The sequence below is a fragment of the Paractinoplanes atraurantiacus genome (assembly GCF_900215205.1).
Classification (GTDB): Bacteria; Actinomycetota; Actinomycetes; order Mycobacteriales; family Micromonosporaceae; genus Actinoplanes; species Actinoplanes atraurantiacus.
In genome coordinates this window covers 1-13,493 of record NZ_OBDY01000034.1, presented here as the reverse complement: position 1 = coordinate 13,493, position 13,493 = coordinate 1, and the positions used below count along the sequence as shown (strand labels likewise).

Annotated in this window: 11 protein-coding genes; 3 read left to right on the top strand and 8 right to left on the bottom strand. The window is 70.0% G+C overall.

Annotation, left to right across the window (positions count from 1 at the left end; genetic code table 11):
• Positions 1-7 precede the first annotated feature (7 nt).
• Complete coding sequence (locus CRP55_RS44170) at positions 8-1,237, top strand: glycoside hydrolase 5 family protein (RefSeq protein ID WP_097328073.1); 1,230 nt, start codon at positions 8-10, stop codon at positions 1,235-1,237.
• A 1-nt stretch (position 1,238) separates the two neighbouring features.
• Positions 1,239-4,211, top strand: coding sequence for an alpha-mannosidase (locus CRP55_RS44165; RefSeq protein ID WP_097328072.1), 2,973 nt, complete (start codon positions 1,239-1,241; stop codon positions 4,209-4,211).
• A 1-nt stretch (position 4,212) separates the two neighbouring features.
• On the opposite strand, the gene CRP55_RS44160 is transcribed toward CRP55_RS44165, so the two are convergent.
• From CRP55_RS44160 to CRP55_RS44145, 3 genes are all read right to left on the bottom strand, one after another.
• Complete coding sequence (locus CRP55_RS44160; RefSeq protein WP_245923747.1) at positions 4,213-5,805, bottom strand: methyl-accepting chemotaxis protein; 1,593 nt, start codon at positions 5,803-5,805, stop codon at positions 4,213-4,215.
• Positions 5,802-6,863, bottom strand: coding sequence for a multiple monosaccharide ABC transporter substrate-binding protein (gene chvE, locus CRP55_RS44155; protein ID WP_097328071.1), 1,062 nt, complete (start codon positions 6,861-6,863; stop codon positions 5,802-5,804). The genes CRP55_RS44160 and chvE overlap by 4 nt, the downstream gene beginning before the upstream one ends.
• Before the next feature lie 340 nt (positions 6,864-7,203).
• Entirely contained in the window at positions 7,204-7,740 is a 537-nt protein-coding gene (locus CRP55_RS44145; RefSeq protein ID WP_097328069.1) for a GNAT family N-acetyltransferase, read from the bottom strand.
• Positions 7,741-7,904: 164 nt separating this feature from the next.
• Between CRP55_RS44145 and CRP55_RS44140 the strand changes: the two genes are divergently transcribed.
• Positions 7,905-8,561 (top strand): HupE/UreJ family protein, encoded by a 657-nt coding sequence (locus CRP55_RS44140; protein WP_179855611.1) that lies wholly within the window; start codon positions 7,905-7,907, stop codon positions 8,559-8,561.
• Here CRP55_RS44140 and CRP55_RS44135 read toward each other — a convergent pair.
• From CRP55_RS44135 to CRP55_RS54175, 5 genes are all read right to left on the bottom strand, one after another.
• A complete protein-coding gene (locus CRP55_RS44135) occupies positions 8,467-9,297 on the bottom strand; it encodes a hypothetical protein (protein ID WP_143235368.1) in 831 nt (276 codons plus the stop codon). The two genes, CRP55_RS44140 and CRP55_RS44135, sit on opposite strands and share 95 nt — an antisense overlap.
• 81 nt (positions 9,298-9,378) lie before the next feature.
• Complete coding sequence (locus tag CRP55_RS44130; RefSeq protein ID WP_097328066.1) at positions 9,379-9,843, bottom strand: RICIN domain-containing protein; 465 nt, start codon at positions 9,841-9,843, stop codon at positions 9,379-9,381.
• A gap of 129 nt (positions 9,844-9,972) precedes the next feature.
• Positions 9,973-11,643, bottom strand: coding sequence for a bifunctional diguanylate cyclase/phosphodiesterase (locus CRP55_RS44125; protein ID WP_179855610.1), 1,671 nt, complete (start codon positions 11,641-11,643; stop codon positions 9,973-9,975).
• A gap of 2 nt (positions 11,644-11,645) precedes the next feature.
• Positions 11,646-12,461 (bottom strand): SAM-dependent methyltransferase, encoded by an 816-nt coding sequence (locus tag CRP55_RS44120; RefSeq protein ID WP_097328063.1) that lies wholly within the window; start codon positions 12,459-12,461, stop codon positions 11,646-11,648.
• A 77-nt stretch (positions 12,462-12,538) separates the two neighbouring features.
• Positions 12,539-12,883 (bottom strand): hypothetical protein, encoded by a 345-nt coding sequence (locus tag CRP55_RS54175; protein ID WP_218854985.1) that lies wholly within the window; start codon positions 12,881-12,883, stop codon positions 12,539-12,541.
• Between the last annotated feature and the right edge of the window lie 610 nt (positions 12,884-13,493).

Sequence of the window (13,493 nt, the reverse complement as noted above, 5' to 3'; positions counted from 1 at the left end):
GCGCACCATGAGATTCGGCGTTAACTACACCCCCTCGGCGGGCTGGTTCCACTCCTGGCTCGACTTCGACCCGACGTCGGTCGGGAAAGATCTCGAGGCGATCGCCGGGCTCGGCGTCGACCACATCCGGCTCATGCCGTTGTGGCCGCACGTGCAGCCCAACCGGGGCCTGATCCGCCCGCGCGCGCTGGCCGACGTCGTGACGGTGGTCGACCTGGCCGCCGAGTACGGCCTGGACGTCAACGTCGACGGCCTGCAGGGCCACCTGTCCAGCTTCGACTTCGTGCCCGCGTGGCTGTCGAGCTGGCACCGCCGCAACATGTTCACCGACCCCGACGTGGTCACCTCGACCGCGCACTACCTGCGCCGGCTGACCGCCGCCGTGGCCGGCCGGCCCAACCTGCTCGGTGTGACCGTCGGCAACGAGACCAACCAGTTCGCGGCCGCGCCGCACCCCTTCCCGCACCCGGTCACCGAGGAGGGCGCCGGGGTGTGGCTGGCCCGGCTGACCGCGGCCATCCGCGACGAGGCGCGCCCGGGCACGCTGGTCACCCACGCCATGTACGACGCGGCCTGGTACGACGACACCCAGCCGTTCGGCCCGGCCCATGCGGTCGAGCACGGCGACGAGACGATCGTGCACTCGTGGGTGTTCAACGGCGCCGCCCAGACGCACGGCGGGATGGGCGCCGGCTCCGTACGGCACGCCGAATATCTGTGCCGGCTGGCCGCTGCCTGGCACACCGACGCCACCCGGCCGGTGTGGCTGCAGGAGGTCGGCGCGCCGACCAACGTTGTCGCCGAGGCCGACGCCCCGGACTTCCTCGAGGCGACCCTGCGGCACGTCGCGCGGATCCCGGAGCTGTCCGGCATCACCTGGTGGTGCTCGCACGACGTCTCGCGTGACCTGCTCGATTTCCCCGAGCTGGAGTACGACCTGGGGCTGATCACCAGCGACGGCCGGGTCAAGCCGACCGGTGAGCGTTTCGCGGCGACGATCGAACAGATTCGCAAGCAATCCCACACGGTGGAACAATCGACGGCACTCATCCTCGATGACACCGTCCCCGGATACCGTGCCGCCTCCGGGCCCAGCCGCGAGTTCTACCGCTCGTGGCTGGACCTCGCGGGCGACGGCGCCGGCCCGCAGATCGTCCTCGCGTCCAAGGCCGGCGACGCCGAACTGCTCTCCGCCCGCGGCATCACCGAACTCCGCCGTCCTCTCGAAAGGCCCTGACATGCACGACGACATCCCGCTCACCGTGGGACGCGCGACCCGCGTCCTGGCCGAGCGCATCCGGCCCGCCGTCTACACCGGCAGCGTGCCGTTCGAGGTCGAGGTCCACGCCCTGCCCGGCGAGCCCATCGCGCCCGCCGAAGGACTGGCCCTGTCGTACGAGCCGTACACCGTCGGCACGCCGTGGGGCCCGGCCTGGAACACCACCTGGTTCCGGCTGCGCGGCACCGTCCCGGCCGAGTGGCGCGGCCGCCACGTCGAGGCCGTGGTCGACCTCGGCTTCGACGGCAACATGCCCGGCTTCCAGTGCGAGGCGCTGGTCTACCGCCCCGACGGCAGCCCGGTGAAGTCGATCAACCCGCGCAACCAGTGGATCCCGGTCGACGGCGACACCGTCGAGCTCTACCTGGAGGCCGCGGCCAACCCGGTCCTGCTCGACTACCACCCCTTCCTGCCCACCCAGGAAGGCGACATCCAGACCTCGTCGCCGCGGCCGCTCTACACGACCAAGCGCATGGACCTGGCCCTGTTCGACGAGCAGACGTACGAGCTCACGCTCGATGTCGAGGTGCTGCTGGAGTTGCAGGCGGTCCTGCCGGCCACCGCGCCGCGCCGGATGCGCATCCTGCAGGCCCTCGACAACGCCCTGGACGTGCTCGACCTCCAGGACATCGCCGGTACGGCGGCCGAGGCCCGGGCCCAGCTGCGGGAGGTCCTGGCCGCCCCGGCCGAGCAGAGCGCGCACCACCTGTCGGCGATCGGGCACGCGCACATCGACTCGGCCTGGCTGTGGCCGGTCCGCGAGACCATTCGCAAGGTGGCCCGCACGGCGGCCGGCATGACCGAGCTGATCGGGCTCGACCCCGATTTCAAGTACGGCATGTCCAGCGCCCAGCAGTACGCGTGGCTCAAAGAGCACCGGCCGGAAGTGTTCGAGCGGGTGGTCGAGGCCGTCAAGGCCGGGCGGTTCATCCCGCTCGGCGGCATGTGGGTCGAGAGCGACACGGTCATGCCGACCGGTGAGGCGCTGGTGCGCCAGTTCACGTACGGGCAGAGGTTCTTCCGCGAGGAGTTCGGCGTCGAGTCGCAGGGCGTGTGGCTGCCGGACAGCTTCGGCTACTCCCCCGCGCTGCCGCAGCTGATCCGCCGGGCCGGCTTCCAGTGGTTCTTCACCCAGAAGATCTCCTGGAACCAGGTGAACCGGTTCCCGCACCACACCTTCCTGTGGGAGGGCATCGACGGCTCGCGCGTGTTCACCCACTTCCCGCCGATGGACACGTACAACTCGCAGCTGTCCGGCATGGAGCTGTCCAAGGCCACCAACCAGTTCCGGGAGAGCCGGCTCGCGTCGCGCTCGCTGGCCCCGGTCGGCTGGGGCGACGGCGGCGGCGGCACGACCCGCGAGATGGCCGGCCGGGCCCGCCGGCTGCGCTCGCTCGAGGGCAGCGCCACCGTCCAGTGGGAGCACCCGAACGACTTCTTCGACAAGGCACGGGCCGAGCTGCCGAACCCAGCCGTGTGGGTGGGCGAGCTCTACCTGGAGCTGCACCGGGCGACGCTGACCAGCCAGCACAAGACCAAGCAGGGCAACCGGCGCAGCGAGCACCTGCTCATCGAGGCCGAGCTGTGGGCGGCGACGGCGGCCGTACGGGCCGGTGTCCCCTACCCGTACGAGAAGATCGATGCTCTGTGGCAGGAGGTGCTGCTGCACCAGTTCCACGACATCCTGCCGGGAACCTCGATCGCGTGGGTGCACCGGGAGGCCGTGGCCACGTACGAACGAATCCGGGTTGCCGCTCTTGACCTGATCGCGGAGTCCCAGGCCGCGCTCGTCGGTGAAGGCGACCTGCCCCTCGTGCTGAACCCGTCACCCTTCACCCGGGACGGCGTGCCCGGCCTGGCCGCCTCGGTCGTCGGCCCGGTCCAGGGCGAGGTCTCGTTCGAGGGCAACGTGCTGTCGAACGGCATCGTGTCGGTGACCGTCTCCGACCAGGGCCTGATCACCTCGGCGGTGGACCTGGCGACCGGGCGTGAGGCGATCGCCCCGGGGCAGGAGGCCAACCTGCTGCAACTGCACCAGGACTTCCCGAACCAGTGGGACGCGTGGGACGTGGACCGCTTCTACCGCAACAAGGTCACCGACCTGCGCGCGGTGGCGTCGCTGGAGTTCAGCCAGGACGACAAGGGCGCGCACGTCACCATCGTGCGGGAGTTCTCGAAGTCGCGGGTGAAGCAGACGCTGACGCTGGCGCCGGGCAGCCGCACGCTGCGGATCGACCAGGAGGCCGACTGGCACGAGACCGAGAAGTTCCTGAAGGTCGCGTTCCCGTTCGCCATCCAGGCCGAGCACGTCGCGGCGGAGACCCAGTTCGGCTACCAGAAGCGGGTCACGCACACGAACACGAGCTGGGAGGCGGCCAAGTTCGAGGCCTCCATGCACCGCTACGTGCTCGTGGAGGAGCCGGGCTTCGGCGCGGCGCTCATCACGGACTCGACGTACGGCTACGACCAGACGCGCGACTCCACTGAGGAGCACGGCGTGACCACGACAGTGAGGCTGTCGCTGCTGCGGGCGCCGCGCTTCCCCGACCCGGAGACCGACCAGGGTGCGCAGACCTGCTCGTACGGCCTGGTCATCGGGGCCGGCGTGGCCGAGGCGACCGAGGCCGGCATCGCGATGAACCTGCCGGCGCGGGTGGTGACCGGTGACCACGGCTTCGACCCGCTGGTCTCGGTCGAGGGCGACGGCATCGTCGTCTCGGGCGTCAAACTGGCCGACGACCGCAGCGGCGACCTGATCGTCCGCGTCTACGAGTCCCAGGGCCGCCGGGCCACGGGCACGCTGGTGGTGCACACGGACGTCCGGTCGGCGCAGACGGTGTCGCTGCTCGAGCGGCCCATCGAGGCGGCCGGCGACGCTCTCACGCTCCAGCTGACCCCGTTCGAGGTCCGCACGATCAGGCTGGCCCTCTAGGTCACACGCGGAAGTGGCCCACCAGCGTCTGCAGCCGGTGGGCCGTTTCGCTCAGTTCACTGACGGCGTCGCGCGACTGCGCGACGCCGTCGTTCGTCACGCGGGACGCCCCGGCCAAGCCGTCGATGTTGGCCGCGATGCCGCCGATGCCCTCGGCCGCCGCCGCGACGCCGCGGTTCATCTCCGACGTGGTGGCGGTCTGTTCCTCGACGGCGCTGGCGATGGTCGTCTGGAAGTCGTTGATCTGCGTGATGACCGAGGTGATCTCGCTGATCGCCTCGACCGCGCCGGCCGTGTCGGCCTGGATCTGCTGCACCCGTGCCGAGATGTCCTCGGTGGCGCGGGCCGTCTCCTGCGCCAGCTCCTTCACCTCGCCGGCCACCACCGCGAAGCCCTTGCCGCTCTCCCCGGCCCGGGCCGCCTCGATGGTGGCGTTGAGCGCGAGCAGGTTCGTCTGCTCGGCGATCGACGTGATCACCCGGATCACGGTGGCGATCTCGGCCGAGGAGTCGCCCAGCTTGCCGACCTGTTCGGTGGTGCGCTCGGCGATCGACACCGCCTGCGACGCCACCCGGGCCGCTTCGGCCGCGCTCTGCGCGATCTCGGTGATGGCCACGCCCATCTGTTCGGCGCCGGCCGCCACCGTCTGCACGTTGTGCGAGACGACCGAGGCGGTCTCGGCCACCAGCTCGCTCTGCCGGGCCGTCTCGGTGATGGCGCCGGTCATCGACTCCGAGGTCGACGACATCCGGGCCGAGGCGCCGGACACCTCGCCGGCGGCGCCGGTCACCGCGCTCACCACCCCGCGCAGGTCGGCCAGGGCGGTGTCGAGGTCGTGGGCCATCAGGCCGACCTCGTCGCGGGTGGTCACGTCGGCCGTGACGGTCAGGTCGCCGCGGGCGAGGCCCTGCAACGCCCGCCGTACGCGGACCAACGGTTTGGTGACCGAGAGGACCACGATCCAGGCCAGCGCGATCACGGCCAGCGCGGCCAGGCCGACCGCCACCCACATGACGTGGTTGCCGTCGGCGCGCTGGGCGGCCGACGACTTCTCGGCGGCCGACACGACGCGGGCGAACTCGTCGCGGGCGTTCTCCAGCACGGCCGACACGAGGTAGTTGTCGACGCCGATCTGGGCCCAGCCGAGGCGGGCCGTCTGCGGGTCGCTGCCGGCCCCGGCCACGTAGCGGGTGATCACGTCGATGTACTCGGTGTAGACGGTGGTCAGCTTCGACACCGTCGCCGTCTGGTTCGCCGGCAGTTCGATGGCGGCCAGGTCGGTCAGCAGGCCCTGGGTCCGGTCGACCTGGTCGTCGAGCTCGGCGGCCTGGTTGGCCGGGACCTCACGGACGATCGCCTGCAGGCCGCTGGCTTTGAGCTCGCTGGCCATCCGGTCCAGCTGGAGCACGTACGTGCCGGCCAGGTTGAGCCGCTGCAGCCGCTCGGCGGTGCGGTTGGCCTGCCACGACGACCAGGTGCTGACGGCCAGGCAGGTGATCAGCCCGAGCAGGCTCACCACGACCAGGCCGGTCAATTTGACCGCGACGGGGCGGTCGAGGAACGCCGCGGCGAGCCTCGTCTGCAAACGGCTCACGCCAGGTCCGATTCCTTGTAGTAGCCGCCGTCGATGAGGACCGTCTTGAGGTTGGCCTTCTCGACGCTGACCGGCTGGAGCAGAAACGCCGGGACGACCTTCACCCCATTGGCGTACGTCTTGGTGTCGTTGATGTCGGGGGTCTCGCCGGAGAGCACCTTGTCGGTCATCTGCACGGTGACCTTCGCCAGTTCCCGGGTGTCCTTGTAGACCGTCTCGGTCTGCACACCCTGGTTGATGAGCTTGACCGAGTCGAGTTCGGCGTCCTGCCCGGTCACCACGGGCACCTTCTTCTTGTATTTCTGGAGCGTCTCGATGATGCCGCGGGAAATCCCGTCGTACGGCGAGAGCACAGCGTCGAGGGTGGCGTCATTCGCCTTGATCAGCTTCTCCATGCGGGCGGCGGCGACCTTGCCGTCCCACTGCTGGGTGGTGACCTTCGCGAACTGGGTCTGCCCGCTCGGCACCTTCAAGGTCCCGTTCTTCAGGTACGGGTTCAGGACGCTCATCGCGCCGTTGAAGAAGAACCGCGCGTTGTTGTCGTCGGCCGAGCCGGCGAAAAGCTCCATCCGGTACGGACGTTTCGCCTTGGCCAAATTCAAATGATTGGCGATCGTACGGCCCTGCAGCACCCCGACCTTGAAATTGTCGAAGCTGGCGTAGTAGTCGACGTTCGCCGACTCGCGGATCAACCGGTCGTACGAGATGACCGGGATGCCCTTGTCGTGGGCGTCCTGCAGCTGCGACTTGAGCTGCGTGCCGTCGATCGAACCGATGACCAGCGCCCGGTCACCCGCGGCGATCATCGCGTCGAGCTGGTCCTGCTGCGTTCCGACGTCGTTGTCGGCGTATTGCAGATCGGCCTTGTAACCGAGCGCCTCGAACTGCTTGACCATGTTGTCGCCGTCGGCGATCCAGCGCGCGCTGTCCTTGGTCGGCAGCGCGATCCCGATGGTCCCCGGGTCCGGCGCCGCCACGGCGTCGATGTCGTCACCGGCACACCCGGAGACACCCGCGAGCAGAACGGCGGCGATCAGCGCCGCGCAGCGCCTGAACATCCCGGCCTCCCGATGTAGGGCTCATTGCCCCCTTCGGCCGTTCCGCCGTCCGGCTGAGCCGCTTTCAGCCGAGATCGACCTCGTCGTGATTGTCGACCGAGAACGCCTGCCCCGGGTAGCGCAGGGTGGAGAGCCACAGATTGTTGTGCGCGATGATCTGCGCGGCCAGGATCCGTACGCCGTCGTGCTCGGCATCCTCGGTGGTGTGGCAGTCGCCGGCCAGGGTGACGTCGTAGCCGCGAGTGCCTTCCGGAGACCGGTCCCGGCGAACGCGTCGCGAAAAGTCTTGGCGATCACCACGACGCCAGTGCTCATCGCCGCATCGTAACGGATGATATGGTTAGCGCTCCTTACGCTCCCAGACCACGTCGAGGCCGGTCTCGCCCGGGGCCTCGGGCTCGCGGGCCACCCGCTCGATCTCGGTGAAGCCGGCCTTGGCGGCGACGGCACCGGAAGCGCCGTTGGCCGCGTCGTGCAGGATGACCACCCGGTCGATGCCGGGCAGGCCGAGGCCGACCTCGCTGACGGCGCGGACCGCGGTGGTCATGTGGCCGCGGCCGGCGAAGCGGGTGCGCATCCAGTAGCCGATCTCCAGCCGGCCCGGGCCGCGGCGGGTCATCAGGCCGATCGAGCCCGCGAGGTCGCCGTCGGCGGTGAAGATGGCGTAGTTGAACTCGGTGGCCGTGTCCCATTTCTCGGCCGACCTCTTGATGAAGTCGCGGGAGGCCTCGAGGTCGTAGGCGCCCGACGCCCACGGCATGAACGGCGCGAGCTCGGGCAGCGACTCGCGGACGGCCTCGGTGGCTTCGTCGGCGAACTCGGGCACCCAGCGCCGGAGCACGAGATCGCCGGCGTCGATGGTCTCAGGTGGCAGCATGGCGGACAGCCTGCTCGCCTGCCCTTTTCCCGGCAACCGGTTTTCTTCAAAATTGTGTCGGAAACAGCTGTGGAGCACCTATGAAAAACAGTGCTTGATTTTTGCCGCACCCATTGTTGATGATTCCGGGGAGAATTCGCACCCCGGAGAGCTCAACTTTTCCTATGATTGCACATCTGCTGTTCGTCCTCGTCCTGATGCTGCCGGCGCCGTTGTTCGCCGGGGGCGGCCGCACGGCCGTGAGACGGATCGGGCGGATCACCCTCGTATTCGCGGCGGCCCTGGCCGTCGGCGCTTTCTCGCCCGTCCACCCGCCCGCCCGGGTGGTCGACGTGATCATCGCGATCGGCATCCTGGCCGGAGTGGCGCACGCGGTCCGGCCGATCTTCGGAGGGCGGGAGCCCCTGGTCGCCGGTGTCTTCGGGCTGGGGCATGGGCTCGCGCTGGCGCCCTCGTCCCTACCGCGGGCCGAAGCGCTGCTGCTGATCGTCGTCGCGCTGGCCCTGCCGACGCTGATCGTGGTGTCCCGGCTACCCGTGGCGTCGGCGGCCCGCATCGCCGGCGCCACGCTCGCGGCGGCCGGCGCGCTGATCGACCTTTCCGGAGTCGTCACCGGAGGCGGCTCGCACACGACGGCGCTGCTCATCGTCCTCGCCGTCCTGGCCGACGCCGCCGGCCTCCACGCCTTGATCGACCGCCGCCGCACGGCCGCGCTCGAGGCCCGCCTCAGGCGGTCGGCCACAGACGCTTCGAGGTGCCCGTCCCCTCGTACACCTCAAGATCCGCTGTTAGCAGCCCAGCCTCACCGAGAGTGCCGATGACCTTGTCCCGGTCCCGCGTGGTCAGCTTTCGGTAGAGGCGGACCTGAAGGTGCGGGGCCGTCCGCCGTCGCAGCACCCACGACTCCGGGCCGAGCTTCTCCGCCGCGACGAGCAGCGGCTCGGGCACCGCCTCGGTGCCGTCGCTCTCCACCCGGGCCTGCTCCGTGGGCTCGGCGATCACATTGACTTCGGTCACGCTGAGACCGGCGCTTGCGGTCAGTTCCACCAATTTGCGGTACGAGTCGGCAGCGCTCGGACGGCTCGTCGCGTCCCCCGTCCAGCCCTGCGTGAAGATCTGGAACCGCGTGGTGGACTGCAAGAGCACCCCCACCCGCCGGTAGTCGCCGCTCTCGATGGCCCGGCCCCACAGGTCGGCCTGCTTGTCGAAGTCGCCGGAGGCGGCGGTCCCGTAATACCAGCGGCCATCGTGCTCGCCCGGCCCTCGTTTGACGAAGAGCCTGAGCGACACCCCGTGCACGTCAGCCGGTTCCACCAGCACCGCCCGCACCCGCTTGACGGTCTCGGCGACCTGCCCGGCCGGCGTCACCGTGACCTCGGCGTCGACCTCGACACCGTCGTCACCGGCATGGGTCTCCACCGCGGAGCGCTGCACGCCGGGCACCGACTTCATCGCCGCGAAGATTTCGGCCCGTACGGCCGCCTCCTTGTCCTCGTCGCTCTGACACCCGGTCAGAGCCGCCACCAGAACCAGCAGAACCACCGCACGTCGCACCACGCGCCCCACCGTATCGATCGTGAGCGAACGCGGCCCGGCGCCAGGGAGACGGTGCCGGGCCGTCTCCCTGGCCGCATGGTGCTAATACCACTGCTGATTCGCGCCGCCCCAGCAGTCCCACGTCACGATCTTCGCGCCGTTGTTGGCGTTGAACGCGTAGATCTCCAGGCACTTGTGGTTCATCACGCTGCGGATCTGCTTGCCGTCGCGGTACCACTTCTGGTTGGCGCCGCCCCAGCAGTCCCACAGCACGACCTTGGCGCCGTTGCTGCCGTTGAAGCCGTAGATCTCCAGGCATTTGTTGTTCATCGCGTTGCGAATGTATTGGCCGTCCCAATACCAGCCCTGATTCGCGCCACCCCAGCAGTCCCAGGTGACGACGTCGGCGCCGTTCGCGTTGTTGAAGTTGTACAGTTCCAGGCATTTGTGGTTGAGCTCGCTGCGGTACGTGATGGTCGCGGCCTGAGCGGCCGTGGTCGGCGCGATCACGAGGACGGCGGCCGAGACCACCACGGCGAGACGGCGCAGAATGGAATGAGTTTTCATGGCGTTTCCCGATCTTTGAAAGGACAGGTTTCGCCGCGGCTTGTTTCTTCCCGGGATTGCCGATCAAACATATTCCCGATCCGCCGCCGAAACCGCCGAACGCCCCCGATGTCGGATGGCGGACAGCCCTCAGGGAAGCCCCGCCCGCGGCCGCCCGAACAGATACCCCTGCCCGTGGTCACAGCCGGCTTCACGCAGCGCCCGCGCCTGCTCGCCGCTCTCGATGCCCTCGGCGGTCACCGTCACCCCGAGCGCATGGCAAAGCCCCACGACATGCCGCAGCACTTCCCCGTGCGCGGTGAGGAACTCGGCGGCCAGCTTCACCTCGGCGAACGGCAGCGAGGCGAGCTCGGCCAGGCTGGAGTAGCCGGTGCCGAAATCGTCCAGCGCCAGCCGCAGCCCGAGGGCGGCGAGCCGGTCCAGGACCGCTCGATGCTCGATGACCGCGGCCGTCTCGGTGATCTCCAGTTGCAGGCGCTCGGCCGGCATACCCGTGCGGTGCAGGATGCCGGCGACGGCGGCGACCAACCCGGGCGCGGCCAGCTGAACCGGCGACACGTTGACACTCATGCGCAGATCGGCCCGGGCGGCGCCGGCCCGGCCGGCCTGCTCGAGCAGACTCCGGCCGAGCTCGTGGATGACACCCGTACGCTCCGCCATCGCGATGAACTGGCGCGGCTCGAGCCGACGCCACCGCGCCAGCGCCTCGACCCCGATCACCGCCCCGTCGGCCAGCCGCACCAACGGCTGATACTGCAGCGTGAACTCCCCCGCCGCCAGCGCCGCCGGAAGCGCCGCGGCCAGCCGATGCCGCCGCCGGTCCTCCTCGGCCCGGCCCACCTCGAAGACACCCACCCCGCGACCACGCTCGTCGTGGCCGGCCCAGCGCAGCGCGAGCCGGGCGTCGTGCAGCCAGGTGTCCGGGTCGGTGCCGGCGGCCGCCCGCTCCACCACCCCCACCGTCACCGCCGCGTCCTGGGCGAGAAGCCTGATCGCGCGGTCGGCGACCTTGACGACATCGTCCACCCCGCTCGTGCCGGCGAGCAGGATCGCGAACCGGTCGTCGGCCAGGTGGGCCAGGAAGCCGAGCGGCCGCAGCCGCCGGGCCACCTCGGCCAGCAGCCGAACCCCGTTCTCGGGCCCGAGGGTGTCCGTCACCTCGTCGTAGCGGTCCAGGCTGATCAGGCAGAGTCCCAGCCGCTCGCCCGACCGCACGGCGATGGTCTCGGCCAGGTGTTTACGGAGATGTTGTTCGTTGGGCAGGCCCGTATCGGGCCGGTGCAGCAGCGCCCGCTGCAACCGCTGCTGCAGGTCGAGCTGCACCCCACGCCAGTGGATCTTCTCGGCGCGGTTCATCTGCTCCGCCGCCCGCAGCGCGGCGTCCCGCTGCGCCGCGACGAACCCGGTGGTCAGCGTCTCGAGCAACGCCAGGACCCGCGCCCGTGCCTGCTCGCCGTCCGCCCCGAGGCTCCGCGCCCGCCCCTGCTCGCCGCCCGGCCCGAGGGTCCGCGCCCGCCCCTGCTCTCCGTCCGCCCCGGCGATCGCGGCCGGCAGGCGGCCGGCGAACAAGGCGACGGTCGTGCCCAGCACCGGCGGCGCCGACATCCGCAAATCGACCAGCTCGGCCCCGATACGGGCGCCGCGCGCCGGGTCGAAGGGTTCCGCCCGCACGGCCGCGACGAACTCCTCCAGCAGGTCGCGCAGGGCGGCGCGGACCCGGGAGCGTACGCCGGGAACGAAGCCGGCGGCGACGACCCCGCGCAACCAATCGTCGGTGATCCCCGCCAGGGGATCCTCCATGCTCATCTCTTCCGGGCGAGCGCGACGAGCGCGGTGTGCTGCGGCGGATCGCCGGACTCGTCCGGGTCGGCGTGCCACTCGGTCGCACTGACCACGCCCGGCTCGACGATCTCGAAGTCGCCCCCGATCAGCCCGGCGATCTCCTCCCTGGTGCGGATCACCACCGGGGTGGGCGTCTTCTCGTACAGCTTGCGGGCCCGCTCCTGGGCCTCGCGGCCCTCCGGCGTCACCTCCGGCCCGAGATGGGAGACGACCAGATAGCTGCCGGAGACGAGCGGCTCACCGAGCCGCCGGAGAATGCCGGCCGGGTCGTCCTCGCCCGGCACGAAATGCAGGACGGCCACGGTGAGCACGGCGACCGGCTCGGAGAAGTCGAAAAGGTCGAGAACCTCCGGGTGGTACAGGATGCCGTCCGGCTTGCGCAGGTCGGCTTCGATGACCTTGGCGTACGGGTTCCCGGCGAGCAGACCCCGGCTCTGCTGCACGGCGATGGGGTCGATGTCGACGTACATCACCCGGGCCTCGGGGTCGGCCTCCTGCGCCACCTCGTGCACATTGCCCAGCGTCGGGATGCCCGACCCGATGTCGAGGAACTGCCGCACACCCCGCGCGCTCAGCCACCGCACGGCCCGCCCGAGGAACGCCCGGTTGGCCCGCGCCACCAGGCGGGCCTCGGGGAACATCGTCTCCACCCGCCGCCAGAACTCCCGGTCGACCGCGAAGTTGTGCACCCCGCCGAGCGTGTAGTCGTAGACCCGCGACGCGTCCGGCACGGTGATGTCCACGCCCTCCGGCACCCACCCGTACGGCTCGGTCATGCTCGCTCCCACGCTCGGCTGCCGGACACCGACCATTGAAGTACGTGGATGCCAACAAATCCAGCCCGGACGTCCGATTAAGACAGTCGGTCACAAACGTTGTACCGGCGGCCGTGCACCATGGTGACAGTGCGATAGCCGTCAGCCGAGATGGCGAGCCGGTACACCCCGTCGATCACCCACAGCCCTCGAGGAATGTTCCCGCCCCCGTCACGAACACCGAGCAGCACGGGCCCGACCACATTCCACGTCTCGTCACCGTCGACGGCATGCTCGACAACAGCACTGCCACTCACATCAGCGTCGTACGACCGCCCGTTCTCACTGTTGGTGACCCGCACGACAAGCGCACCCTTGTAGGCGTCCCACTGGACGGTCCCGTCCGGATAGCGCCGCAGAACCTTGGTCACCACCTCGTCCACGACCGGCTCAGCCCGAAACGCAAAGTCACAGGTAAGCCCAGCCACCTGCGAAAACGGCGGCGTCGGCGCAGGCACCCACCCGGCACCCGCGACGGCCCCAGGCACAGCCATCGGCGCGCTGGAGAGTGCTACGGATCGGGCTGAAGTCGCGGCCCCAGGAAGGGCCAGAGATCCAGTACCGCTCGCGGCCGCCGGAGAAGCCACGCCGACCAGGAAAGGTGCGGCCAGCGCGGCCGCTAGGAATGTTCGTCGCATCGGTCCACCTTGAAGGGCAGCGGTCACCACTCGCTGACCAGCCCGCATCGGAGTTTAGAGCGCAGCCGACGAGCACCGGTCAGGGCTACTGACCGCCCGGAGTTTTGTGTCGCCGCTCGCCTGTGTTCCGTCCGCGACCGCCCGCACCGCCTCTAAAGCATCCTAGGAGGCTAGGTCCCTGGGGTTGGGTCTCTAGGGCAGGGTACGGCTGGCGAGGACGGCGATCAGCTTGCGGCGAATGACCAAAGAGACGGAGCGTAGGGCGCGAGCAGAGCGGGGCGGGCGCGAGCAGAGCGGGGCGGGCGCGAGCAGAGCGGGGCGGGCGCGAGCAGAGCGGGGCGGGCGCGAGCAGAGC

Excerpts from the sequence above, each read along its gene's own strand:
- CRP55_RS44170 (WP_097328073.1), top strand. The coding sequence starts at position 8 with ATGAGATTCGGCGTTAACTACACCCCCTCGGCGGGCTGGTTCCACTCC.
- CRP55_RS44165 (WP_097328072.1), top strand. The coding sequence starts at position 1,239 with ATGCACGACGACATCCCGCTCACCGTGGGACGCGCGACCCGCGTCCTG.
- chvE (WP_097328071.1), bottom strand. The coding sequence starts at position 6,863 with ATGTTCAGGCGCTGCGCGGCGCTGATCGCCGCCGTTCTGCTCGCGGGT.
- CRP55_RS44145 (WP_097328069.1), bottom strand. The coding sequence starts at position 7,740 with ATGCTGCCACCTGAGACCATCGACGCCGGCGATCTCGTGCTCCGGCGC.
- CRP55_RS44140 (WP_179855611.1), top strand. The coding sequence starts at position 7,905 with ATGATTGCACATCTGCTGTTCGTCCTCGTCCTGATGCTGCCGGCGCCG.
- CRP55_RS44130 (WP_097328066.1), bottom strand. The coding sequence starts at position 9,843 with ATGAAAACTCATTCCATTCTGCGCCGTCTCGCCGTGGTGGTCTCGGCC.
- CRP55_RS44125 (WP_179855610.1), bottom strand. The coding sequence starts at position 11,643 with ATGGAGGATCCCCTGGCGGGGATCACCGACGATTGGTTGCGCGGGGTC.
- CRP55_RS44120 (WP_097328063.1), bottom strand. The coding sequence starts at position 12,461 with ATGACCGAGCCGTACGGGTGGGTGCCGGAGGGCGTGGACATCACCGTG.